We start from the raw sequence: 25,104 nt of genomic DNA, 5'->3' as shown, positions 1-25,104 counted from the left end.
CTTTTATCCTACTATCATTTTCTTAAGGCACTCTGAATTTGAACTGAATATTTGCTTAAAAAAAACAAAAAGACCCCTACTTCCGGCCCAGGCAGGAACTAATGGTCTTCAGAGATCTTTTTTTATTCGTATAAATTTCCATTTGCCAGCTCAGCGAGCTTGGATTCATCAAGCACACTTAAGCGTCCTCGATTTCTTGTAATAATTCCTTCATCAATAAAACGACGTACGATTCGATTCAAATGCCGATAGCTTGTACCAAGCAGTTCTGCTGTTTCTATAAGGCTGGAGGTTCTAATCTCCTCCACTCGTCGGTCTCCGTTTTTATCAGCGAATAAAGACATCAAATAACTGGCAAAGCGATTCTCCACCGGATACAACAGGTTAAGTGCGGAGGCTTGGCCGAGCGTATGTAATTTATGACTAAGTTCTCCTACTAGAAAACGGAGCAACGCTGTATTTTCCTCAAGCTCTCTCAGCAGTAATCTTCTCCCCGCAAAAAGAATCAAGCTCTCACCCACAGACTCCACTTGATTCTTAACAGGAAAGCGATGAAGCAGCTCCACATCCCCTATGACTGATATAGGATTTGTAAACCGCACCAGCATAGACTTGCCGTTTGGCAGCAGCGTCTGAATTTTGAGCTTGCCCTCGACTAATATGAACATTCCATCCAATTGATCTCCAACCAAACATAGCTTTTCTTCATCCGTATAACGTCTCAATTCCATTTTGTAAGTTACTAGCGGACTAAATATTCCATCCAGACCGTTCTTCACTGCCAAGGCACGGACTGCCTCACGGTCATTTATCGTCTGCATGTTGTGCCCCCTCAAGTGTTTGCTCAAATAAGTGTAATTTAGAATACCCCACAAAAAAAGGACATATGTCCTTTTTAAAGAGATATCCTAAAACACCTCACATCACAACAGAGTCCACACTATATCGGATCATATTCACTTTGTGATCTTGTAACCAAAATTCTAAACTCCGATAATTGATTTTATCCACATACCCGATAATATCAGCCCCTTGTTCCCCTCTTTTATAATAAGAAGAGCCGTAAGCTTCAATCACAGCATCAGCAGAAGATCCCACATGAATCCCTCTGCTAGTGCTCATCTTCTGATCGGAATAGACGCTGATTAGAATGATTTGGTGATCACCACGCGCAGTAGCTACTGTTGTCTCGTTATCCAAATTATAATATTGATACCGTTCAATGTCATCACGTGGTTTAGGCACCTGATTGAGTGATTCGAGGCTCTGAAGCAGCTGAATATCTCCCAGTCGCTCCTGTTCTAGATTACTGCTGGATACACGAGAGTAATGACTTTGCCTTGGTGCATTATATAAATAGATATGATAAATCCCATAACTTAAACCTACCACAATAAAAATGATAATAAATGACCAACCTTTACTAAATGGCTTCTTCCTCATTGTCCTCACACCTTTTTCTAACCTTTACTGTGCAAAATATTTCTCCAGCTCGCGCTGTGCCCGATATTCTGGAAAATTAAAAGACTGCCAATTGCGCTCTCGTTGTGCTCCGTTCCACCATTCGTTTTTCAAAAATTGATCCAGCATCCCGTCTTCCTTCCGGCTGAACTTAATCAGAGAAGGGATGACCTCCGGTGATAGACCGACCAAATAATCTGCGTCCAGCTTACCACTTACCTCATAACGCTCCATATTCTTATTAGCAATAATGACATCCATCCCGATATAGTTCATTACCATATAAGAGGCCAGACCTAGCACAATATAACATTTAGCCAGCGGCAAACGTGGAACGGCTATCCGTACAGCGGCAAGAATCAACAGCAATCCCATAAAAATCATAAATGCATGAACCAGGAATCGAATCGTAGTATAACCATACGCCTCTTCATACAGCGTTAATCTACTAAAAGCGGAATACAACATGACTGTGGAACAGCCGACCAAGATATACAGCAGAATATTAATGACTTTTTGGAGCAGCCCGCCCCGCTTTCCTTCCGATCCCACTGCCAGCAATAAAATCACAAAATTAATCGTGGTCACCATCATTAGTTCGAAAAATCCACTGCGAGCGTAATCAGCATAGGAACTCCCCTCTGGCACCATCCCTTCCCAAGCTCCAAACAAGTAAGAAAATTGGACGATTACGAACAGTACATATACCGTGTTAATGGCTATAAGAATTGTCGTCATAATTACTGGATCAACCTTAAAGGCGACAGGTGCCAGCGCAGGACCATACTCCTTTGGCTGCACATTCCAGTCATAGATCTTCGAGTCCACAAAACCCCACACTAAACCGAAAAAACCCATACCCAACAGCAGTATCCACAGCGTCCGCACAATAATTTCACCAAATGAAATTCGATCCAGCATATTTGGCAGCCAAATGAGCACATGATGAAACACACCATCGGCCGAGGCCAGCAGGGTAATCACAACAAGCAATATCGGTAAAGAGATCGCAAGTCCTGTGAACACTTTCCCCAGCACTTGCTTGCGTTCATCCTTCACCTTACTATCACTGTTACTTTTAATGTCCTTGAACACCGTACCCCAGTGACGAAAATTCTGTGGAAGCAAATGCTCGAGCGTATCCCAAAGTATTTTGAACTGACTCCAAGAGGGGCGTTTATCACTTAGTAAATAAGTCATATGTAATAAAATGAGCACTGGAATTACTAAAAGGTTGAGCCCAAAGTAGAATAGATTATGAAATAACACATAGGTCAACGAGAGTAGGAAAATCGCTCCGAACCAGAAGTAACTTATTTTAGTGAGTTTACGCAGCTTAGCCTTAGCGTAATAAAGCATATACGCATAAAATAGACACACAAAGATAGGATAAGAAACACCCGGCAAATTTCCATAGAACAACAACTGATGAACAATCGCCAGAAAGAAGGCAACAATTAAAGCGGCAAGTGATCGATTAAGATTAGGCTTAAGCTCCGTTTCATCGGTCATGGTAAACACCCCCATATTTTTACTTTCTTATCCTTATTTTAAATGATAAAATAAGAAAAAAAAGAGAAAGAATTTTTTAATAATTTCCTATTTTACGAAGGGATCTAAACCATGAAGCTGCATAGCCAATATTTAAAACTACACTCTCAGTTTGGGGGAGCGACAGAAATCTCAGTTACGATGGATGAACTAGCATTGACCTTCGGATGTACACATCGTAATGCCATGCACATTGTAAATAAAATGATACAGCTCGAATGGGTGCAATGGATACCAAAGCGTGGGCGCGGAAGTCGTTCATTGTTACAGTTCCTTGTCCCTTCTGAAGAAATTGCACTTCAATCTATGATGCAGGCCATCAGCCGTAAAGATGTTCACAAAGCCATTGAAGGCATCAAAACCCATGCCAGCTCTTCTTCGCTGCAGGATACCTTACAAGGTTGGCTGCTGACCTATTTTGGTCATCATTCCGAAATCCGTAGTGACAAACAGATTGATACCTTGCGGCTTCCCATCACCCAGCAGCTACATACCTTCGACCCGCTTCATATGAATCTATTGGCAGAGTCCTTTGTTTCCAGTCATGTCTTCGACGGATTAGTGAGACGCAGCGGAGAGCGGGATAAGATTGTACCAAGTCTTGCTCATGCCTGGGAAGTGGATGAGAGCCGTACGATTTGGACTTTTTTTCTACGCAAAGAAGTGTTATTCCATCATGGAAAAGTACTGACTGCAAAAGATGTAGTCTATTCCTTGGGACGGCTGATGCAAACCTCAAAGCGGACACTCTATAGTTATATTTTCAAAGAAATTCAGCAAGTTACCGCGCTAAATCCATCCACCGTTCAAATTACGCTTAAACAGCCCAATGAGCTATTTCTCCCTTTCTTGTGTACGAGTAGAGCGGCAATTGTTCCGCGTGATTTAGAAGGCATGGACGAACCTAGTTTTGGCCGTAGACCGGTGGGGACAGGACCATTTAAGGTTGTGGACATGAATGAGGACACTTGTGTACTGGAGGTTTTTCCTTATTACTTTCAAGGACGAGCTCATTTAGATCGAGTCGAAATAATGTATGTTCCGTGGGATACTGAGTCTGGTTCCTCCGATACTAGCTCAGCTTTTCATGTGATTCAGAATCCTTCATCCACCAATTCTTCTTCTTGGAGCCGGATTCATTCAGAGTCCTACATTCGTAAATTTGTTACCTGCAACACGCAAAAAAAAGGACCGCTTAGCGACCCCCTTCTTCGGGCAAAGATCGTATCCTGTTTAAAAGATGATTCAGTGTCTGTATCGCATAAGTCGATGGAAGACCATGAGGTCACCTTGCAAATAACTACCATTCCGCAATATGCTAACGATGCTGATTGTATTGCTACTAAACTAGAGCATCAAGGTTATCCCTGTACGGTTGTTTCCGTGTCTCCAGAAGAGTTTAAAGGCCCGGTTCGGCTGGAATCTGACCTGATTGTTTTCTCTTTATTTCGTGATGAGGATGAACAGCTTCGTTTATTTGATTTATACCTCACGCTCTCTCAACATATAGAACCACATACCCGTGCAGATATTGAAGGCTGGCTCTATACCATTGCAAGAGAACCCAATCCTGAAGCTAGATCTGAGAGCTTTAGGATTATCGAGAACCGTCTTCTTGAGGAGCATCATCTACACATCTTGTATGAAAAACCCACCCAAACTGCTTATCTCCCCTCTGTCCGAGGCGTAAGCTTTAATAGTCAGGGCTGGGTTGATCTTCGACATGTATGGTTCCCGCCGCTGCTCTCCAGCTGCAGCACTACATGATATACGCCATATTCCTTTAATTCCCGAATCATCGGAGCCCTTTTCCAATCAAATTAGCAGAAATTGGCTCCCTCCCGATTTCTCTTGCCCAGACGGACAACTGTCCGACATGATGAATCTCATGAGCGATCACATGACGCATCACTTCACCCCAAGTATCAGTCACGACCCGGCCATCCGCCAAGTGATCCTCAAAAATATTTTGCTCCAAGCCCGCATGCCAAGAAAGTACAAAGGGTTCTACATCGGCCCGAAATTTCGCATCCAGTTCTCTTACCTGCTGCAAAGACTTGTAATGCTCGAATTCCTCCTGAAAATCCGGTTTACCTTGCAATACTTGAATCCAGCTCCACTCTACATCAACAATGTGAAAGAGAGTCTTCAATATGCTGCCTACGCCACCCGTACGTGCCCCAAGTAGCTCTTCCTCAGAAATACTCTCACACCACTCGTACCATTGTTCACGAACCATCCAGTTATATTTAAAGAATGTTTGCAAATCAAGACCTCCTTTTAATGAGAGCTTAGATGTTTCCGGTAACCTTCCACCTTCTCATCTCTATATCCTAACGACTCATAAAAAATATGCGCTTCCTTACGCTTCTCTCCAGAAACTAAAATGATATAGAAACAATCTTTCCCACGGGCCATTTCTTCAATGGCGATCATCAATTTTTTACCAACACCTTGACGACGAGCCCGCGAGGAAACGACCACATTTTCAATCACCATAAACGGTTTACAATCCCCTATTAGGTCATGACAGAGAATCCCCATCACAGACCCCATCAACTCCCCATCCACAAAAGCGCCCAACAATATGTATCGATGATCTGCCTTAATCACTTTAAATACTTCTTCGAATTTGTTATGATCCGATGGTTGATCCATCAGCTCCTGATATAAATCACCAAGTTCATGAAGAGACTCCACTTCTATTTCTTTAATAACGACCATGAATGTTCAACCTGCTTTCTTTAATTCAAGAAATTTTTCATATATGCTCCACTATTTACGAACCTTCAGTTCAAATTCATCCTTCTGCCCATCCCACTCTACAACAACCCTAATAATCGAGTCCTCGTGTTCAAACGCCCCGCTTCCAGCTCTTTCGGACTTCAACTCACTTTTTCTTACTCCCTTAACATCTTCTAAGGTTTTACTTCCTCCACCTGATGTTCCCTTGAAGCTATATTTAAAAGAACTGATCTTATCAAGATCGGTAAGTTCACCTTTATACTTAAGCTCGAAGGTTGAATCAAACCAGGTTTCATACTCTGACCTTACGCCCTTTTTATCGATGAACTTCTCAGTCGCCTTTTGAACATATTCTGCCGACCAAACGTCTCCTTCACCTGAGAAGGTATAATTATGCTTATAGGTAGTTGTATTGCAGGCAGCAAGAAGAACTATGATTATTCCAGACAGCATCAGTGCGGATAGCTTCTTAATCATTAAAGATCCCTCCCGGTTCTGATAAAAAGCGAATCGTAACGGTTGTCCCCTTACCTTTAGAGCTATTATAATAAATTTCCCCGCCATATTTTTCTACAATATTAAAGCAAATCATTAACCCTAAACCGGTTCCATTACTTTTTAAGGAATAAAAAGGTGTGCCCAGCGACTTAACCTCAGCCTCGGACATCCCACTTCCTTCATCGGTGATCATGATCTCGATAAAATTATTATTTCTATTTGCTATGACGGAGACTGATTTCCCTACATCCGAGGCTTCCAGCGCATTTTTTATAATATTAATGAGCAACTGCTTAAACTCAATTTTATTAATGGAAATATAACAGTCTTCCTCTACCTTTATATCGATTTGGTTATCAGATAACATGGCATAGGAATGAAGCAGACCCGTAACACTTTGAAGGACATCCTTCACATCTACTTTCTCTAGTCTTTGATCTCCATTTGGTTTGGATAGGGTTAGAAATTGAGAGATAATCTGTTCTACTGTGTTTAATTCATCAATCATTAAGTTGAACTTACTTTTTTTAGAACCATCAAATGAATCGTCCTCTTTGAACAATTGCAAAAAACCTCTAACCACGGTTATTGGATTTCGAATTTCATGTGCAACAGCAGCTGTTAATTGTCCTACCATCTTTAACCGCTCGGATTGCTGTAATTGTTCATAATACAGTTGCTGCTTTTTCATCCGTTTAAATGATAAATGGAAAATGAAAAATAATAATGCTTGAACAGCTATTATATTTATAATGTTGCCAATAATGTCATGATGTAAATAAGTATATAATTCACCTTTATCAATAAAAATGACATAACTAAAAGTAATTACCATCAATATTCCATTAATAATAAAGGAAAAGTAGAACAATTTTAAATCGAAAAATAGAATAGAAAGTGCAGGAATAAGGCAAATCAAAATATAGGTGGTCCAAGTTTGTGGATATAAAAAGAAAAGCGTATAGAAGTAAGCAAATCCAAAAAGAATGATGATCTTTCTAAAAGTATATGTCTCATACTTAGGATAGATCCATAAACTAATGGATAGAATCATCACGCACAAAAAATGTACAATGTATCCAAAATTAATTCCATTCAACTCTGTTGTAGACAGTATTAATCCAGATATCATAAGGGTAATGTTTAATAACATTACAATGTAATAGATTTTTCGATTCACCTGACTGTAAAACTCTTTCATGAATTCACCACTTCTATATTAATTTAACCCTTTTTTAAATACTACCCTCTCTAGAGGCAAAATTTAAGGGCACCCAATTGGATGCCCTTTCTACATCTCATACATTATTGTAATTATATCAGCCACTTTACTAAAATGGGAATAAATACTTTTAGCCCTAATTATGATACGCCACAGCCTCTCAGATATGTGTCAATCTATAAAAAATAGACTGCTCTCTCACTAAGCAAAGCAGTCCATTTATAGTATCGCTTTTATTCCATATCCTTATCAATATCCTTAGGGATCCGGCGGGCTACATCCGTTGCAATAGCTGCATGGATCACTGCCAGACGCACTAACTCTACCACTTTTTCGTTAAAAATACTTGGGATTACGTATTGCTCATTAACCTCATCCGGATGAACGACTGAAGCAATCGCTTTTGCCGCGGCTAGCTTCATTTCAAGGTTCACTGTTTTTGCTCTGCAATCCAGTGCGCCACGGAAGATCCCCGGAAAACACAGCACATTGTTGATCTGATTCGGATAGTCACTTCTACCTGTCGCTAATACGCGAACAAAAGGCTCGGCCAATTCTGGTTCAATCTCCGGTGTCGGATTAGCCATTGCAAACACAATGTTATCGCTGGCCATACTCTTGAGATGATCGACCGATAGAATCCCGCCACGCGACACCCCAATAAAGACATCTGCTCCCTGCATAACCTCCGTCAGTCCGCCTTCAATACCTTCCGGGTTAGTTGCATCAGCAAGCTTCCGCCATTCCTGATTATCATACTGAAGATCTTTTCTAAGAACACCTTCACGATCTACCGCGTAGATTTTGCGAGCACCTGCCGCCAGAAGCATATTACAGATGGACACACCAGCCGCACCTATACCCACAACGACAATTCTAACATCTTCGATAGATTTATTTACTACTTTAAGCGCATTCAAAAGACCTGCCAAAACTACAACAGATGTACCGTGCTGATCATCATGAAATACCGGAATATCCAGCTCTTCGGCAAGCCGACGTTCAATCTCGAAACAACGCGGAGAACTGATATCTTCTAAGTTGATACCCCCAAATCCAGGAGATACTGCTTTAACGATATTAATGATTTCATCTGAATCTTTAGTATTTAAGCAGAGTGGAAAAGCATCGATGTTCGCCAATTGCTTAAACAGCATAGCCTTACCTTCCATAACAGGCATAGCCGCCTCCGGTCCGATATCTCCTAGTCCAAGTACAGCCGTTCCGTCTGTAACAACGGCTACAGTATTCCGCTTCATCGTCAACGAATAGGCTTTGTTTGGATCTTCGGCAATCGCCGTACACACTCGGGCAACTCCCGGAGTATACACCAGCGATAAATCCTCCCGATTTTTGATAGGCATTTTTGGTGTGATTTCAATTTTTCCGCCAAGATGAGCAAGAAAAGTTCGATCTGATACATTAATTACTTTGACTCCTGGCATCTTCGATAGTATAGACATCATTTCTCCATTCGAGGCATCTTGCACGTTTATTGTTATATCTCGAGTTGTTACATCCTTACCTGCACGAATCACGTCAATAGCGACGATATCTCCACCTGCAGTGGCAATTCCTGAAGCAACATCACCAAAAGAAGCAACCGATTTCCGAATTTCGAGCCTGACAATCATCGTTGTTGCAATAGCCATGAATTAGCCTCTCTTTCTTCAACCCTAAGATTTCAAATACACTATACTATACCATTTAAACAAACTTTCTTCCTATTGAATAGATCACCTTAGTATTTTTCTTAATATAGTATTTCCTTCGGCACCAGGACCAAATACATCAGGGATCGTAGCAACGGGCACAAAGCCATTTTTACCGTAAAAAGCAATCACATCAAAATCTTCTGCATAGGTCAGCATAAGTAAACAGTAAGCTCCTCTACTCTTAACAACCTTTTCTACATGCTGAAGTAAAATACCTCCTATTCCTTTTCTACGATGTTCTTTACTTACTCCAATGTCTAAAACTTCAGCTCTTGCGCCAAGCGCGGGAATACCAATCGGTGCCTCCTCATGCAGAACGGCAACAATACCAAAAGCATCGCATTGTTCATTCTCATGATAGGCATAAAACAACGCCCCTCGCTGAAAATGTGATTGTATGCGACGTCTCAACCACTGCTCATGGTTACGATTGTTTCTATCCAGATGGATATGTTCAACCTCTGCTAAGAGATCCAAGTACGGCTCGATCTCATGTTCACGAATTAATTTTATAATAGACATTCAACAATTCTCCCTCAAAAACAAGTTATGTATCAGCAGTCTGAACTTAACATGTCCACTGCACAAATAACATGGAGATTTTGATTATAATGTTGCAATACACATTTAAAAAGTCCTTCACGGAGTCTCACTTGCGTTATATCATAGACAATGACAAGTTAATTGGGCAGAATAAATATTATATAAATGCCTCACCTATAACGTAGTTGAAGGAGCTTACACTTATGACAGAATCATTTCAAGCCTTGGTTGTCGACAAAACAGATTCATCGTTCTCCGTCGCTGTTAATCCAGTTACCTTAGACGATTTACCCGCTGGAGAAGTCTTAATAAAGGTTGCATACTCCAGTGTGAACTATAAAGACGGATTAGCCAGTATCCCTAACGGGAAAATTGTTAGATCCTACCCTTTTATTCCAGGCATCGACTTATCCGGTATTGTGGTCTCTTCCACAGACGATCGGTTCCATGAAGGACAGCAAGTCATTGCAACAGGGTATGGTATGGGTGTATCTCATTTTGGAGGATTTAGCGAATATACACGAATTCCTGCTGCTTGGATCACCCCAATTCCGGTAGGACTTACACTAAGAGAAGCTATGATTTATGGTACAGCTGGACTAACTGCAGCCTTGTCCATTCAAGCTCTGGAAGACAATGACTTAGCACCAGACAAAGGCAAAGTACTGGTAACGGGAGCGACCGGTGGTGTGGGTGGATCGGCTATCGCTATGCTTAGCACAAAAGGCTATAGCGTAGTGGCCAGCACTGGTAATAAAGAAGCTAACGAATATTTGAAAACTCTTGGCGCGGAAGAAGTCATTTCACGCGAAGATGTTACAGGCGGATCTAGCAAACCATTAGAGAAACAACTATGGCAAGGTGCCGTAGATTCCGTTGGCGGAAACTCACTTGCGTCGATTTTGAGTAAAATCTCCTACAGAGGTTCTGTTGCTGCAAGCGGCCTGACCGGTGGCACTTCTGTTGCAACTACTGTCCTTCCCTTTATTCTTCGGGGGGTTAACCTGCTCGGTATTGATTCCGTAGAGTGTCCTGCTGAGCTACGCGAAAAGGTGTGGGCCCGGATGGCGACTGATTTAAAGCCTGCACAGCTTGAGAACCTTGTAGATCGTGAAGTAACCTTAAATGAACTGCCACAAGCATTGGAAGATATTCTGCAAGGAAACACACGCGGCAGAGTGCTTGTCCGTTTATCTTAAACCCTAACAAGTAAACCTCCCGGGAGATTTAATCTCGGGAGGTTTTTGTAGTTACTCTTGATTATTTGAATATTGATAATTCGGCTGTTGTTGTACATAAGGCTGTTGGCGATAGTGCTGTTCATAGCCTTGAGTGTAGTATCCTTGCATTGGATAAGGCTGATACGTGAACGCTTGTGTAGCTTGGGGCATTTGTGAAGCTATAGGGATCGGTTGAGCTTGCATTTGAGCGTATGGTTGCATGTTTGGATGCATGTTCGGTTGCATGTTAGGTTTCATATTTGCATGCATATTCATACTTGGTGCCATATTTGGTTTCATATTCGGAGCCATATTTGGAGCCATATTACTTACTCCCTTTACTTTATCTTCCTCACAGCAGTCGGCAGGTGGGCCGATAAAGGTTCCAGGTTTAATAGGCGCTAAGGCTTCCTTTACCAAGGCTTCATTCAAACAGTAAGTATGAGCTAATACATTCGCAGGTGTTTTGCTCAGGATATCCGAGCCTAAGATGACCTCTGGAATAGGCGCATCAAAAATCGCTAGCAAATGTGTATTATCGACGGTTGCCACCTCATAATGCCACCAGCCTTGCGGCACGTTCGCCACTTGACCTGGACATATTGGGAAATGAAGAAGTTCATTTGTAAACGGATTGAGTATAGACACTACTGCTGACCCACAGATACAATAGACAAGCTCTGCCGCATTTTGATGATAATGAGGCTCTACCACATTCGATTTACTGAGGAAAATATCAAGGAGTGAAATATTCTCCAATGTGTTTAGTTGTTTAATCGACAGCATGTTAATGAAATTGTTGGCATCCTTTTTAAAGAGAGTATTAGTGTTCACATCGAAAGTAAATTGTGTATCAGGGGACGTATAATCCATGTATGAAGTCACTGTTTATTCCTACCCTTCTGTTCCCGTAAATTTTTGATTTCCTAGAACAACATATGCGTTAGCCTATGCCTAGGTGCCGGAGATTCAGTGACTCCAATAAAAATTCATCTTTCCCTGTTAAACGGGGCATCCTCTATAATGTTAAATTCTCACACTATACAGGAGGCAAAGTATGAAATCGATTCACACTAAAATAGTATTAGCGTTATGTATCTCTATCTTCACTATTATGGGGTTGCAGCCTTTGAATCAGCACTCCACGGTTGCGGCCGCTAACCACAAATCCTCTACCAAACAGACTCCATTAACCTTTGTTCTGATTCATGGGTCTTGGGCTACAGCAGGTTTTTGGGATGAAACAGCCGCCGAGCTTCGTAAGTTAGGGCATACCGTCTACACACCGGAATATGCGGGACATGGCGCGGATAAGAATAATAATGTAACACATGAGCAAATCACAAAGTCCGTTGTCGACTATATCAAACAAAAAGACTTGAAGGATTTTATTCTGCTTGGACATAGCTTTGGTGGATCAGTCATTCAAACAGTTTCCCAGCAAGTACCTGATCAGATCAAACGGATCGTGTTCTTTGATGCCTTCGCGCCGCTTGACGGGCAAAGTGTGGCAGATCAATTTCCTGCTGAGTCACTTAAATCCTTTGAACAGCTAAGAGACGCTTCCGGTAATAATACCATCACGCTCCCTTTCCCGCTTTTCCGGGATACCTTCGTCAACACTGCCAGTCTTGCAGAGGCACAAGCCTTTTATAAACAAGCTCCGCCTGAACCAGCTACTCCACTATTTGAAAAGCTGGATCTCAAGAAATTCTACAGTCTCCAAATCCCTAAAAGTTATCTTTATCTGACGGAAGACACGGCTATCCCACAAGGCCCATATGGGTTTCACCCGACTCAGTCCAGTCATTTGGGCGTTTTCCGCTTCATCGAAGGCAAAGGTGATCATATGACCACTGTCCGAACCGAGCCAAAAATGATGGCGGAATTGATGGTCAAGGCGGGTAGAGATTAGAGACATTATGGTGAGCAAATTAGCGAAGCTATCGGACTCAGATGCAGCTATTCACCCAAAACTGCTCCAATAATGCGGAATTGAAGGGGAATAAGAGCTATACGGTCCGCAATGTTCGAGTGAAGAGATACTTTTTGAGTTGGCCGTCAGCGTACGCTGATTTCTTATGATGAGACATGCGTGCAGTTGATCGCTAGTGCTACAAATCTTATAAAAAAGAGCAAGCGTAAGGGAATCTTCCCTACTACGCTTGCTCTTTTTACAATTCTCCGCATGACATTTAAGGATTCGGCTTCACTCCGGTAATCACCCAGCTATTATGATCTTTAACAAGTGAGATCGTCAGTAGCATGGATGGTTCTGGACCATTTGAGGTTGCGGTATCTATACGCATTTCTATGACCTCTGAATTTGGGTTAATTACTGTTTCTTTAGTAACCTCGTACTTTGTAATCCACGGACTGGATACGCCCGTTACCCAATTCAGTTCAACAAACTGCGGATACATAACCTTTTTGAGCTCCTTGGAAAAGATCGAATATTGAATTGACGCATTCCGGTGCTGCAAACCGAACCCGTAGAGCTCAGCAGCTTGAAATGCAGAAGGCAATATAATTCGTTTAGACTCCGGGGCTGGCAAAGGCATGGCTGAGAGCAGCTTTCCATTAGACTGGATCACCGTTCCGTTGTTATCAGGCGCACCTATCGCGATTCCCGGCAGAAGCAACAGCCCTGCGATTAGGGTGGCTGCCAATTTCTTTGTGCTAATTAGAATCACCTCATAGAAAGCTTTTTCACCTCATGTAAATTGAATTCTAATTATTCCCCGTCGTCGCTGATAATTATGTATGTTAGGACTACCTGTCTAGATTTTTCATAATATACCCCCCTGTGCAATAAACTGGTAATATAAAAAGAGAGGTTATTTTAATAACTAAACTTTAGAGGAGATGTCCCATGAAAAAATACTTAAAGTACTGTCTATCGGCAGGTCTGCTGCTCGCTCTAGCCATCGGTACCGTAAGTACAGCAAGTGCTGAATCCAAGGTCAAAACTTATAAAAACTGTACAGAGCTAAATAAAGTTTACAAAGGTGGAGTCGCCATTTCCAGCTCAACCAAGAACAAAGGTGGAAAAACGAAATATAAACCTTTTGTATCTAAGGCGCTCTATGAAGCCAACAAAAAAAGCGACCGTGACAAAGACGGAATCGCTTGTGAGAAATAAGATTTACCCCTGACTCCTGCTTCATCTATTGTCTAAGCCGTTGATCAGGCGTGAAAAAGAGTCGGTAGCTCAGTACACTTAGCAGTATACTTGTTATGGCCGCAGAGGCGGTGAATGAGAACACAATCAGAATTTGATAGCGAACAGCGATTACTGGATCAGCGCCTGCTATAATCATACCCGTCATCATGCCTGGAAGCTGAACAAGTCCTACAGTCTTCATTCCGTCGATGGTAGGGATCATGCTGAATTTCACAGATCTTTTTCTAACTTCATGGATCGCTTGTGGAACCGTTGCACCGAGTGACAGCAGGGTCTCGATTTCCCCTTTGCTCTGCTGTATTTCGTGCTTGATATGGTTAATGAACAAACCGGAGACAACCATAGCGCTACCAATGGTCATGCCACTAATGGGAATGATATATTGCGGAGTTGCTTCAATAATATGTAAGCCGAGTAGAATCCCCATCATTAGGAGCTCCATAGTAGCGATCGCAAGTCCAATTCTCCAGACTAATCCATGCAGTCCTTTGCCTCTTTTCGCTGCATTCCATGCGGCTACACATATCATAAAGATTATTATCAAAACAACATAGATCATCTGATCGGTTTTAAAAATAAATTGCAGTACATATCCGACCGCAAGCAGTTGAATCGCCGATCTTATAGTGCCTACAATAATATCTTTTTCTAGTCCGAGCTTTTGCCATACCGAGAGCAGCATCGTCCCTAACACAAACAGCAGGGTAAAACTCAGCGCAGTATAACTCATATGAATGACGCTCCTTCTAACGGTCGGATAAACCTTTTCGCTAAAGCTTCCGCAGATTCAGCAAAAAAAGCTTCACTCAAGTGTTGTTCCAGCTTCCCTTTCCCCATAAACCATGTAGTTGTGCTTATTCGGCTAGCCTGCTTAAGGTCATGGGTCACCCAAATCATTGAAGTCCCTTCTTCTGTATGCCATTGTTCTAACAGATCCTCAACCCTTTGAGTGCTGTCAATGTCTAGTGAAGCAGTGATTTCATCGAGCAGTAGCACATTAGGACGCAATAGCAATGACCGAATCAGGGATATACGCTGCTTCTCACCGCCAGAGCAATCTGCTGCTTTTTTACTTAAATCCAATTGCTCCAGCCCTAGTTGTTCCAATAGCCGCTGTACTAATTTAAGGTCATAGGGTCTGTCATGCAGCTTGCTGACGGTTCTAAGGTTATCCTCCACATTGCCAGGCAACATAACCGCTTGTTGTGCCACAAACCCGATTTTCATTCTCCACAGCCTTAAATCCATATTTTTGAATGAAGAGCCCTTGACAAGCATATCCCCTTCATCTGGAGCATCCAGCAGAGCCATTATTCTAAGTAGTGTGCTTTTACCTTGACCCGAGGCACCAATCAGAGCAATTCGGTCCGATTCAGATATTTCAGCAGAGATGTCCGAGAATAGATATTTCGAAGCTTGTTCACTGCTTTTCCAGTTCAATTTTGCAAGTTTTTGAATTTCAAAAATACTGTTCAATGCCATACCTCCTATTGCCAAACGAAAAAATATCATACCATTTCGTATTATAGCATTTTAGCTGCATAAAAAAAGAGAAAGGCATCTCCCCCATGAGACACGCCTTTCCCTAATATTAATTAATTTATTGATTAAACCGAGCTGTAACGAACACTGCTGGGGAATTCCAGTAGATCGTTACCTCATTCGTAGAATAGCTAAGTTCATGATCGGCGAAGCACTGCGCAGCTGGTTTTCCCTGTAAATGTTCTATTACATATTCATCATGGAGCCCACGATCCGGCCCCCCAGATACCAGACCCGGGACTGGATTAGCCACATGGTCACCAACAGATGGACGATGATGCGGATGCATCACTGGACGATCGCCAAATCCGGTAACATAACTGATATCCAGTACATTGCGACCCATCAGATAGTGCAAATGATCTAGCGCACAGTCCGCAAAACTCGAATCGTCACTAAAATATTCAGCCACAACTAGCAGCATAGCATTGTTCATTACGAGCATGTTGCTTCCCCAAATATAGTCGTCCTCTTTTAAGGAGATCCTATAACCATCCCCACGACTCTGTTCCACTAACCGATCCGCTTCTGCTAGAAGTCCTTCTCTTAAGGAAGCATATAAAGCACGGTCTGATAGATCTTCACCATTTAACAGATAGGCAAGTGTGCCATAGCCCCCCATATCCGCCCAGCCTAGACTGTATTTTGGAAAAGATAATTCCACCAGCTGCATAACAGCATGATGGTATTCTTCTTTCCCCGTCGTACGATAGAGCTCCGCAGCTGCCCAATACCGCTCATCCTTGTCGTTCCCATCTCCATATTCCCCGGTGCTGATTTCTGACGGATTTATAAACCCTGGTGCATCTGGATGTTGAACAAGCCATTCCCAAGCTAATGTTGCGGCATCCAGACATTTCTTCGCATAGGCTGAGTCAAAGGGCTCATATATCCGTGCTGCCATGGCCATGACTCCAGCAAAATCGCCAGTGGCGGTGGATGACACCGGTGAGAAATATAGATCTGCTGTATCAGCCTCTGGCATGACATCCAAGCCGGGAAAGCTCAGTGTAGTCAGTTTATGATACACTCCACCTGTTCTATAGTCTTGCATTTTGAACAACCAATCCAGCTCCACTTTGCATTCCAGCAGTACATCTGGAGTTATCCCCCCACTTTCAGGAATCGGGATAGCGCTTACAAAAGCAGAAGGATATAACTCATACGCTAGGAATAGATCAGCGATGGCCTTGGCTCCAGGTCCGCTGTATTTGCCATAATCACCTGCATCATGCCAGCCCCCAGAACAATCTAGCCTACGCTCCGTTTCACCATACACAATACCCTCTGCTGTATGACATGCCTTATGCTTCCATTCGCCAGCATACTCTTCAGTTAACTCAACCCCGCAACGATAATAATAAAAGGCCTTCAGCAAGCCCTGTTGAAGCTCGTGATAAGGTTTATCTGAAATAATAAATGATGCCGAAGCTATCCCCTCACCTTGCTCAATCCGGTATCTGCCCACTGCATGAACCTCAGAAAAATCACCTGTATGTACAGTTACTCCGCTTGCCTCATCAAATCTGGTAGCACCTGTCTGCCCTTCAAATACAACATTTCCATGATCAACATCAACAACCTGAAAGTCATGTTTTGCATCAGTAAACACTGCAATCTTTTCTCCACCCACCGGATATCCGATTTGATTTACAGTGATGGTTCGGAGTCTACGCTCACTCATCTTCATTCTCCTTCATATCAATTTGATGAAGCCAATGATTACAAGTCTCTCTTTCAAGTTGAGAATACTCTATTCTAGTTGTACGTGGCAATGATAACTACAATAAAAAAACCTAGAGTTAACCAGAAACGGTAACTCTAGGTGATGTGATCAGCTTATTTGTCTCCAAGCAGCTTAATAAAGTTAGCCGGAAGTGTGAATTGCTGATTGTGAATCACTATACGGCGAAGCTCCTCAAAGGAACTAAGATCATCATCTTCATCGTCGTCTTTGATTTCTTTAATGTCCCGATGCAGTCGCTCCATTTGCAGATCAAGTGCATGAGCGGCATCCGCTGCATTTTTCAATTCACGCGTCATACTCTCTGGTACTGACTTATTATATTTATAGAAAATTTTATGTTCGAGACTTGCCCAAAAATCCATAGCAATGGTACGAATTTGTACCTCAACGCACACTAACTCCTGACGATCTGACATAAACACAGGTACCTGAATCAGCAAATGTAAACTTTGATATCCGTTAGGCTTGGGGTTCTTAATATAATCCTTCACTTCAAGAACCGTTAAGTCGTCCTGCTTCTGAAGCATTTCACTTACATGATAAATATCTGAGATAAAAGAGCAGGTAATTCGTAGACCTGCAATGTCTTTAATACAATTTCTCACGGAATCTAGAGATAAATCTCCATTTTTACGGAGCATTTTGTTCATAATACTCTCGGGAGACTTGATTCTCGATTTAGTATGTTCAATAGGACTGTAATCGTGAAGAGACTGAAACTCCTGTTTGAGGATCTCAATCTTCGTCTCCATCTCATCAAGTGCAAATTTATAAATCAACATAAATCGGGTGATCTCGTGCTTAACCTTCTTAAATTGTTCGATTTGATTCTCGGGGGTCATTATCCATTTCTCCTCTTGTAGCTTTTCTCTATATTTATCATAGCCAATCCACTAGTGAAATTCAAATTCAGCAAATCCCATATTTCAAATGGGATATTCACCTACCCATATTCTACCACAACAAATGATTAGCAGAAAAAGAGCTCCCTCTCGGCAGCCCTTTCATCTGTTACAGTAACTGTTCTCTAGTTAAGCTGTTTCCACTTTTGTTCCAACGTTTGAGGGACATAGCTTTCTAGTTTTTTTAATAGTTCCGAGGGTTCTTGGTCTATATTTAACAAGCTAAGATGTGAAGCGTTAGAAAATCCCTCGTTAATGCTGTGTTGAATCAGATTCATCAGAGGATCAAAATAATTCCTGATATTTAAAACCCCTACCGGTTTCTTATGTATACCGATTTGTGACCAGCACAAGACCTCAAACAGCTCTTCATACGTCCCAAAGCCGCCGGGTAAAGCAATAAAGCCATCTGCCAGCTCCCCCATTTTTGCTTTTCGTCCATGCATATCGTCCACTTCTATCAGTTGTGTTAATTCTCTATGTACCATCTCTCCATTAAACAATCCCCTAGGCATAACTCCGATTACCTCACCTCCACCGTTCAAGACAGCATTAGCAACTTCACCCATTAATCCAATTCTTGACCCCCCGTAAATTAAGCGATAATCGTTCATAGCCATATTGTTACCAAGTTCAACAGCTTTAGCTTTATATTCCTCATGCACTCCTAAATTCGACCCTGCAAAAACACAAATTGATTTCAAATCCTCATCTCCAAACTATATATTGATAATATCCGACATCTAATATACTATATGTTGGAGAATAAATCATATAAAAGATTAAGGAGTGCTACATAATATGGAGATCAATGAAGTGCAGAAATGGATTAAAAGTTATTATGGACAAAGAGGCTGGACCGATTATGGTCCTTTTATACGGGTTGGATTTCTTATGGAAGAGACCGGTGAGGTTGCACGGGCAGTACGCTCCTATGAAATCGGAAGAGATCGCCCAGATGAATCTACCCCTCCACCAGAGCAACTGAAACACGACTTGATTGAGGAAATTGGTGATGTGCTAGGAAATATAGCCTTGTTAGCCGATTTGTATGGTATCACTTTAGAAGAGGCATTTACTGCACATAAGGAAAAATTAGTTAAACGCTTTAATTCCTAAGGAGAAGTAGGAAAAGGGCTACAATCTGCATTTAAAAAAGGCTACCCCACGATCTTAGTGATCGAGTGGATAGCCTTCCCTTTATTTTCGTAACGAAAATATTTATTAAATAAATACTTCCTCAACGGTCAAATTTCGCTCCTTGGATAAATCCCTAAACGTAGATTCATCTACTTTCACTAACGGTTTAAAAATATCCAAAGGATTGTTCATAATAATCGTACCTTGCTCTCCGTTGCTAAGCTGAACACTTTTACCTACAAAGTTCGGCAGTAAATGTCCAATCAAAGCTTGTACCGCATTTCCATTCAGCTTTCCAAAGCCCAGCTCATGCACCTTGCGCAGAACGGTTATCAGCCCTTGTTTGGGTTGATTCACTCTTGCAGAGGTCATCCCAACATAGGCATTAGCAACAGCCACAATCAGTGTATACGGGTGCAGGTCCGCCTTACGAAGCATATTAGGATAACCGGTCCCATCCTCGAATTCATGATGCTGAAGCGCCACCAGAGCGGTCTTCTCGTCATTCATAGATTTAAGAATAATATCATATCCATACGAAGTGTGACGCTTTAGTTCTTCAGTTTCCTCAGGGGTTAAGATCCCCGTCTTATTTAAGATAGAGGGGTCGATCTGACTTTTTCCTATGTCGTGTAAATACCCTGCCCGGCTAATCTCGTAGCGTTCTTCTTTGGTATAACCTAACCAAGTCGCTATGTAAAAGGATAGCAGTCCGACCTGTAATGAATGATTGTATGTACCAACGTCTTCCCGTTCAAGCAGCAGCAATAAGGAAACTACATCCTTATGTTCATCCATTTTTTCCAGCAAGGGCTGCAACGTAAGATCTACATCTGACTGCGTGAAACTGCCCTTGCTGAGTGCCTCTAGAAAAATAGATTCATAGTTTTGGATCGCTAGATCAAAGTTTCCATTTAGGCTTTGTTCCAGATTCGTTCCCTCATTATCCATCGCAATGCTGCGAGGTTCAATATCAACATAATCGATACGATGTCTCATCAGGAGGGTGATTTCTTCTTGGTAAACAATTGTCCCTTTTGGGAGCACGTGTAAACCAACACTATTAAAAGTGTCCAACATAAGACAATCGCCATGTTTGAGATCCGTGACATGAGCTTTCAAAATTCTGCACCCTTCCTATCAATAGGTATATTTTACCTTAAGGATAGCTAAATTATTCCAAAGTCACAATATGGTTAAAGTCTCATTAACACTCACAATTAGTTCAAAAGACCCCCGCTACATCACCTAAAAAGGAATACTAAAGTCCGCTATCACTTTTCCGATCAACTGATCCTTCGCTACAAAAGGAGTAGCCCAGAGATGAGCATCATTGCTTATATTCCGGTTATCTCCGAGAAAAAAGTAATGATCCGCCGGAACTGTAACGGGCCCAAAAGTATAGTCCATCCGCTCATTAAGATAGGGTTCATTGATCTCCGTTCCATTTCTGTAAAGGGCTCCATCTTTAATTTCAATGGTATCACCTGGCAACCCTATCAACCGCTTTACATATCTTTTATGCTCATCACCCGCTACCGGGGGCGTAAACACGACGATATCTCCATGATCGAGTGTCGTCATCCATAACATTTTTTCCACGATTAGACGGTCATTAATTTCAATTGTAGGAATCATAGAGCCAGTAGGAACCCTCATGGCTTCAGCAACATAAGTTCTTACAAACAAAGATAGGACCACTGCAATAGCAACACTTGGCAAATATTGTTTGATAAATTTCAACATAATTGCTCACCTCATATTCATTTTATAGACACTTTGATCGGTGCAGAAGCTTTTTACGCTCGTTCATATTCAGTTCATATTGTCGTCATGTAGGGTTCACCTTCATGGGGTAAGCTTCCTTTAGCAACTCATTAAGATAGCTAGAATAAACCGATTAGAACAGGAGAAGATGCAAGTGAAACCAGAAGAAGAGGTTATTAAAAAAAGGATGAATAAACCGCTTAAAATTATACTTATTTCCATAGGGGCTTTAGCTACTGCAATAGTACTTTTTCTAGTGACTGTTTTTGTCGCTAATATTTTCTTAAATAAATCGGACCAAGCTAAAATAAAACCCTATGGTCAGTCTGTAAGCGTCGATGGTAAAAAAATGAATGTTTTGATTCAAGGAAATGGCGAAGAGACAGTTGTGCTCTTACCTGGTTATGGAACGGTGGCACCGGGACTTGATTTTAAGCTGTTAATAGATGAACTATCCCCATTTTACAAAGTTGTCGCGATTGAGCCTTTCGGTTATGGATTAAGTGATAGAACTGAAAAAGAACGAACCACAGAAAATATTGTGAGTGAAATTCATGAAGCTGTAAAGCAGCTTAATATTGACCGTTATATTCTAATGGCACACTCTATTTCCGGTATGTACAGTTTGAATTATGTGAACAAATATCCAAACGAAGTGAGTGCATTTGTCGGGATTGATAACAGTATTGCAACGGAAGACAGAATAGATGTTAAAATACCAACAGGAAAATTAAAACTACTTAGATCATCGGGCTTGGGCAGATTGGTATTTAAATCTAGTGGAAATCCCTATGCTGGATTGCCGTTTGATGAAGAAACTAAAGAACAATTGAGATTGCTTACGCTTAGAAACACTTATAATTACACTAACTTAAATGAAGTGGAACATATGTCTTCTAATTATAAAGGGGCTCTAAATTCAACCTTTCCAAAGTATCTTCCCCTTTTGCTCTTTGTACAAGGGGATGATACTCTCTTAAAAGATTGGATATCATTGCATGAAGAGCAAGTCAAAAATTCCGTACAAGGAAAATTGGTAAAACTTGATGCAGGACATTATCTGCACCATACCAAATCAAAAGAAATCGCCGAAAATTTCAAGACATTTATGAAAGAAATAAAATAAGTATAGATTGTATCGCTCAGATTGACTAAACCGTTTCACCTATTCTCCATGCTGCTGCATCATGTGCAAGCTTCCTTGCATTTCATGCCGCAGCATTTTTTTCTTATTCATACTCGTTAATATTTACGTACCCACACTTCTAAAACCACTTAATAATGCGATTCATTTCCCCATCTACGTCCATCAAAGTATTCTTAGGAATATGAATGACCAACAAACCGCCAAAGATCTGTTCACATTTCCCATCATTCTCTGTGATCCGTTGTTTAAAAGCAGAAATGGCTGCTGAATCAACAGCCTCTTTACTGAGGAGCCAAGCGTACCTTTTGAAATGAGATTTCTGTACAGTTTCCTGATAGTAATAGATCCCTAGCTCTTCTTTCACCCGTATAATATCACCCATTGTAACACTTGGATTAAAAATCGGTGTCTCTTCGATGCGGTATTTATCTTTACCAACTGGAGTAACATCAAGGATTTCAATTTCACGGCCTGCTGGATCGAAGCAAATATGTAGTCCTGACGAATCTAGCATCAGCACACCTCAATTCTATTCAAAATCTGATCTTGATGATTCTAAATAACACAAAACACAATAAATACATTAAGCTTGTAATCCCGAACAACCTGAAGATTCCCGGCGTTAAAAACATATATATACTGTATGGAAAACTCCAAATAAAGGCGAGAAGCATGAGAGGACTTCTGTTTAAAGAGATACCTATTGCAAGTAATCCGGCAGGCAACACCAGCATTACCATACTTATTATAATACTGGATTGATTCGTAACCTCAGCATACGGATTAATGAATATAAATATAAACCATAAAAAAACGGTCATCAAACTGGATACATATCCAATAAGTTTAATGATTGTTAAGTTTATGGATTGCTCCATTCCATCACCTCAATTCTTTCGCAATCATTCTCTCCAGCCATTTCCACGGGAGCAGCGTTTTGCCTAAGATCAAGATCCGGGTGCCTTTGCCGATAGGATACCGAAGCCTTGGTGACTTCATTTCAGTAATTCGACCGATGAGATCTGCCACTTGCTTTGGATCAGGTGCAGTTTCAGCGGTATGCTTGGAATATCGTAGCACAGCATCCAGACGATCTCTATAAGGAGAATCCTCAGCTGGACGAATTTGTTCCATTCCTTTTCCCCAAATCGGAGTACGGAATGAGCCAGGTTCAATTAATACTACACGTACTCCATAAGGAGACATTTCATGACGCAGACTTTCACTGAATCCTTCTACTGCAAATTTGGAAGCTGCATATGGAGCATACCCCGGAAACCCGGACAACCCGCTTATACTCCCCACGTTAATAATCGTACCACTTTTCTGTTCTCGCATAACTGGCAGCACAGCCTTTGTCACCGCGACTAATCCGAAAAAATTCGTCTCCATTTGCTGGCGCCATTCCTCCATACTTAGCTCTTCTATGAAGCCACCTATAGCAAAGCCTGCATTATTTACCAAAACATCAATTCTTCCGAATGTTTCGTGTACTGAGGATATAGTCGCCTGTATAGACTCACTATCGGTAACATCCATAGTCATAAAATGAAGCTGCTTTAAGAGTCCTGCTTGCTCTGCCTGCTGCTCAAGCGCGCCTTTACGACTCAAATCGCGCATGGTTGCTACAACTTTGAATCCCTGTCCAGCCAGTTTCAAGGCTGTGAGCAGTCCAAATCCACTAGAGGTTCCGGTTATTAAGGCCACTCGATCATGCATTGGATCTAGATGTGAATTCATCTTTGACTCTCCTTATGTTTCATTATTCCAAAAAGCAAACAAATGTTCTTTTTCAGATTGACTATCCATTAATTTCAAGTTATAGTAAGTGTATCATTTATATTTCTGCGAGAGAAGCACCTCGCAAGTTAGGCATTCATGCCTATCTTGGAGGTGCTTTTTTGCGCGCATAGACTAATTAAGGAGCTGAAATGAATGTTTATTCACAATTTTAGTTATTTAAAGCGGTTTGTCCAATTCATCCTAGTAGTAGCCCTCCTCAACATCAACCTTACATTAGCTTCAGCAGGTACAGATTGGGAGTCAGCCTTAGATGACATTAACGGTCTCCATGGTAATTATACCTCACTTCAAGTAGCCCTCAAGTCCTATAGCTCAAAAATTCAAATGTTACGTAAGCAGAATAATGAAACACTGAAATCTATTCATTCTGTCATAGAGTCAACAGATAAGGTTCTGCTGAGTCGTTTATCATCTGAAGCTACGTCAGCTCAGAAGAAACATGCTCCCCTGCTGGAACAATACAGCACACTCAGTAAGCAGTCTACCGCAGCCAAGAAAGCTAAGGATTTTAAGACAGCCACTCTCCTGGATCTAAGACGCAATAAGCTCAAAGCTGCGGTAACACTCGCTCGCACTGAAATTAAGGCGAAGACAGACGCATTGGCAACTGCCCGCAAGCAAACCGCTGCCAAGATCAAGCCTATCAAAGATGCTCTGGCACCGATCACAGTTTTGAAGAAGCAAATCACCGCCGAGAACAAGAATATCGCTGTAGCACAGAAAGTTCGTTCAGAAGCAGATAAACAATATAAATCGGCTGTAAAACAAGGGGATGCGATTACGGCAGCAATAAAAATGAAAGCATCCTTTGAGCAAATGAAACGAATTCATGACATGCATCAAAATATTTACAGCTGGGAGCAGAAGATTTCCCTAGCTCTACAATCTGCAGAGTCTAAGCTTCCATAATGATTCGC

Annotated in this window: 26 protein-coding genes and 1 pseudogene; 7 read left to right on the top strand and 20 right to left on the bottom strand. The window is 41.6% G+C overall.

Annotation, left to right across the window (positions count from 1 at the left end):
• Nucleotides 1-122: 122 nt before the first annotated feature.
• From ACN6KS_RS11380 to ACN6KS_RS11370, 3 genes are all read right to left on the bottom strand, one after another.
• Nucleotides 123-821, bottom strand: a complete 699-nt coding sequence (locus tag ACN6KS_RS11380; protein ID WP_094874559.1) for a Crp/Fnr family transcriptional regulator — start codon at nt 819-821, stop codon at nt 123-125.
• Nucleotides 822-918: 97 nt separating this feature from the next.
• Nucleotides 919-1,443, bottom strand: coding sequence for a hypothetical protein (locus ACN6KS_RS11375; RefSeq protein WP_094875145.1), 525 nt, complete (start codon nt 1,441-1,443; stop codon nt 919-921).
• Between the two features lie 24 nt (nt 1,444-1,467).
• Complete coding sequence (locus ACN6KS_RS11370; RefSeq protein ID WP_440962035.1) at nt 1,468-2,973, bottom strand: DUF4153 domain-containing protein; 1,506 nt, start codon at nt 2,971-2,973, stop codon at nt 1,468-1,470.
• 111 nt (nt 2,974-3,084) lie between these two features.
• Between ACN6KS_RS11370 and ACN6KS_RS11365 the strand changes: the two genes are divergently transcribed.
• Entirely contained in the window at nt 3,085-4,779 is a 1,695-nt protein-coding gene (locus ACN6KS_RS11365; RefSeq protein WP_094875143.1) for an ABC transporter substrate-binding protein, read from the top strand.
• Nucleotides 4,780-4,807: 28 nt separating this feature from the next.
• On the opposite strand, the gene ACN6KS_RS11360 is transcribed toward ACN6KS_RS11365, so the two are convergent.
• From ACN6KS_RS11360 to ACN6KS_RS11335, 6 genes are all read right to left on the bottom strand, one after another.
• Nucleotides 4,808-5,278 (bottom strand): DinB family protein, encoded by a 471-nt coding sequence (locus ACN6KS_RS11360; RefSeq protein WP_440962034.1) that lies wholly within the window; start codon nt 5,276-5,278, stop codon nt 4,808-4,810.
• 14 nt (nt 5,279-5,292) lie between these two features.
• Nucleotides 5,293-5,736 carry a GNAT family N-acetyltransferase gene (locus tag ACN6KS_RS11355; protein ID WP_094874564.1) on the bottom strand — a complete coding sequence of 148 codons (444 nt, stop codon included), beginning with the start codon at nt 5,734-5,736 and terminating at the stop codon, nt 5,293-5,295.
• Between the two features lie 51 nt (nt 5,737-5,787).
• Nucleotides 5,788-6,234, bottom strand: a complete 447-nt coding sequence (locus tag ACN6KS_RS11350) for a hypothetical protein (protein ID WP_094874565.1) — start codon at nt 6,232-6,234, stop codon at nt 5,788-5,790.
• Nucleotides 6,227-7,456 (bottom strand): ATP-binding protein, encoded by a 1,230-nt coding sequence (locus ACN6KS_RS11345; protein ID WP_440962033.1) that lies wholly within the window; start codon nt 7,454-7,456, stop codon nt 6,227-6,229. Before ACN6KS_RS11345 ends, ACN6KS_RS11350 begins: the two co-directional genes overlap by 8 nt.
• A 254-nt stretch (nt 7,457-7,710) precedes the next feature.
• Nucleotides 7,711-9,129 (bottom strand): NAD-dependent malic enzyme, encoded by a 1,419-nt coding sequence (locus tag ACN6KS_RS11340; RefSeq protein WP_076298432.1) that lies wholly within the window; start codon nt 9,127-9,129, stop codon nt 7,711-7,713.
• 84 nt (nt 9,130-9,213) lie between these two features.
• Nucleotides 9,214-9,714, bottom strand: a complete 501-nt coding sequence (locus ACN6KS_RS11335) for a GNAT family N-acetyltransferase (protein WP_094875140.1) — start codon at nt 9,712-9,714, stop codon at nt 9,214-9,216.
• Nucleotides 9,715-9,938: 224 nt separating this feature from the next.
• Between ACN6KS_RS11335 and ACN6KS_RS11330 the strand changes: the two genes are divergently transcribed.
• Entirely contained in the window at nt 9,939-10,934 is a 996-nt protein-coding gene (locus tag ACN6KS_RS11330; protein WP_440962032.1) for an acrylyl-CoA reductase family protein, read from the top strand.
• A 318-nt stretch (nt 10,935-11,252) separates the two neighbouring features.
• Here the strand turns inward: ACN6KS_RS11330 and ACN6KS_RS11325 are convergent.
• A pseudogene (locus ACN6KS_RS11325) lies at nt 11,253-11,840 on the bottom strand (cupin domain-containing protein); the annotation flags it as partial.
• 172 nt (nt 11,841-12,012) lie between these two features.
• On the opposite strand from ACN6KS_RS11325, the gene ACN6KS_RS11320 reads away from it, so the two are divergent.
• Nucleotides 12,013-12,870, top strand: a complete 858-nt coding sequence (locus ACN6KS_RS11320) for an alpha/beta hydrolase (RefSeq protein WP_440962031.1) — start codon at nt 12,013-12,015, stop codon at nt 12,868-12,870.
• A gap of 280 nt (nt 12,871-13,150) precedes the next feature.
• On the opposite strand, the gene ACN6KS_RS11315 is transcribed toward ACN6KS_RS11320, so the two are convergent.
• Nucleotides 13,151-13,648, bottom strand: a complete 498-nt coding sequence (locus ACN6KS_RS11315; protein WP_094875136.1) for a hypothetical protein — start codon at nt 13,646-13,648, stop codon at nt 13,151-13,153.
• Between the two features lie 179 nt (nt 13,649-13,827).
• On the opposite strand from ACN6KS_RS11315, the gene ACN6KS_RS11310 reads away from it, so the two are divergent.
• Nucleotides 13,828-14,097, top strand: coding sequence for an excalibur calcium-binding domain-containing protein (locus ACN6KS_RS11310; protein WP_440962030.1), 270 nt, complete (start codon nt 13,828-13,830; stop codon nt 14,095-14,097).
• A 25-nt stretch (nt 14,098-14,122) separates the two neighbouring features.
• On the opposite strand, the gene ACN6KS_RS11305 is transcribed toward ACN6KS_RS11310, so the two are convergent.
• The 5 genes from ACN6KS_RS11305 to ACN6KS_RS11285 form a co-directional block, all read right to left on the bottom strand.
• Nucleotides 14,123-14,869, bottom strand: a complete 747-nt coding sequence (locus ACN6KS_RS11305) for an ABC transporter permease (RefSeq protein ID WP_094870119.1) — start codon at nt 14,867-14,869, stop codon at nt 14,123-14,125.
• Nucleotides 14,866-15,615 (bottom strand): ABC transporter ATP-binding protein, encoded by a 750-nt coding sequence (locus ACN6KS_RS11300; protein WP_440962029.1) that lies wholly within the window; start codon nt 15,613-15,615, stop codon nt 14,866-14,868. Before ACN6KS_RS11300 ends, ACN6KS_RS11305 begins: the two co-directional genes overlap by 4 nt.
• A gap of 124 nt (nt 15,616-15,739) precedes the next feature.
• A complete protein-coding gene (locus tag ACN6KS_RS11295; RefSeq protein WP_440962028.1) occupies nt 15,740-17,365 on the bottom strand; it encodes a glycoside hydrolase family 9 protein in 1,626 nt (541 codons plus the stop codon).
• Nucleotides 17,366-17,520: 155 nt separating this feature from the next.
• The gene (locus tag ACN6KS_RS11290) at nt 17,521-18,270 is read right to left on the bottom strand and encodes a GTP pyrophosphokinase (RefSeq protein WP_094870122.1); all 750 of its coding nucleotides are present in this window, start codon (nt 18,268-18,270) and stop codon (nt 17,521-17,523) included.
• Nucleotides 18,271-18,455: 185 nt separating this feature from the next.
• The gene (locus ACN6KS_RS11285) at nt 18,456-19,034 is read right to left on the bottom strand and encodes a TIGR00730 family Rossman fold protein (protein WP_440962027.1); all 579 of its coding nucleotides are present in this window, start codon (nt 19,032-19,034) and stop codon (nt 18,456-18,458) included.
• Between the two features lie 97 nt (nt 19,035-19,131).
• Between ACN6KS_RS11285 and ACN6KS_RS11280 the strand changes: the two genes are divergently transcribed.
• Nucleotides 19,132-19,449 (top strand): MazG nucleotide pyrophosphohydrolase domain-containing protein, encoded by a 318-nt coding sequence (locus ACN6KS_RS11280; RefSeq protein WP_094870124.1) that lies wholly within the window; start codon nt 19,132-19,134, stop codon nt 19,447-19,449.
• 105 nt (nt 19,450-19,554) lie between these two features.
• On the opposite strand, the gene ACN6KS_RS11275 is transcribed toward ACN6KS_RS11280, so the two are convergent.
• Together ACN6KS_RS11275 and lepB are read right to left on the bottom strand one after the other, a co-directional pair.
• Nucleotides 19,555-20,592, bottom strand: coding sequence for an HD-GYP domain-containing protein (locus ACN6KS_RS11275; protein WP_094870125.1), 1,038 nt, complete (start codon nt 20,590-20,592; stop codon nt 19,555-19,557).
• Between the two features lie 126 nt (nt 20,593-20,718).
• Nucleotides 20,719-21,216 carry a signal peptidase I gene (lepB, locus tag ACN6KS_RS11270; RefSeq protein ID WP_094875130.1) on the bottom strand — a complete coding sequence of 166 codons (498 nt, stop codon included), beginning with the start codon at nt 21,214-21,216 and terminating at the stop codon, nt 20,719-20,721.
• 169 nt (nt 21,217-21,385) lie between these two features.
• Here lepB and ACN6KS_RS11265 point away from each other — a divergent pair, with 169 nt between their 5' ends.
• Nucleotides 21,386-22,363, top strand: coding sequence for an alpha/beta hydrolase (locus ACN6KS_RS11265; protein ID WP_440962026.1), 978 nt, complete (start codon nt 21,386-21,388; stop codon nt 22,361-22,363).
• 139 nt (nt 22,364-22,502) lie between these two features.
• Here the strand turns inward: ACN6KS_RS11265 and ACN6KS_RS11260 are convergent, their stop codons facing one another.
• On the bottom strand, nt 22,503-22,898 hold the full coding sequence (locus ACN6KS_RS11260; protein WP_440962025.1) for a DUF4265 domain-containing protein: 396 nt from the start codon (nt 22,896-22,898) through the stop codon (nt 22,503-22,505).
• 368 nt (nt 22,899-23,266) lie between these two features.
• On the bottom strand, nt 23,267-24,124 hold the full coding sequence (locus tag ACN6KS_RS11255) for an SDR family oxidoreductase (RefSeq protein WP_440962024.1): 858 nt from the start codon (nt 24,122-24,124) through the stop codon (nt 23,267-23,269).
• A 195-nt stretch (nt 24,125-24,319) separates the two neighbouring features.
• Here ACN6KS_RS11255 and ACN6KS_RS11250 point away from each other — a divergent pair, with 195 nt between their 5' ends.
• The gene (locus ACN6KS_RS11250) at nt 24,320-25,096 is read left to right on the top strand and encodes a hypothetical protein (protein ID WP_440962023.1); all 777 of its coding nucleotides are present in this window, start codon (nt 24,320-24,322) and stop codon (nt 25,094-25,096) included.
• Nucleotides 25,097-25,104 lie beyond the last annotated feature (8 nt).

Origin of the sequence: Paenibacillus nitricinens (assembly GCF_052056485.1) — a bacterium.
Lineage (GTDB): Bacteria > Bacillota > Bacilli > Paenibacillales > Paenibacillaceae > Paenibacillus_AQ > Paenibacillus_AQ nitricinens.
The sequence above is the reverse complement of the archived record's forward strand: the minus strand, read 5'-3'. Positions and strand labels throughout refer to the sequence as shown.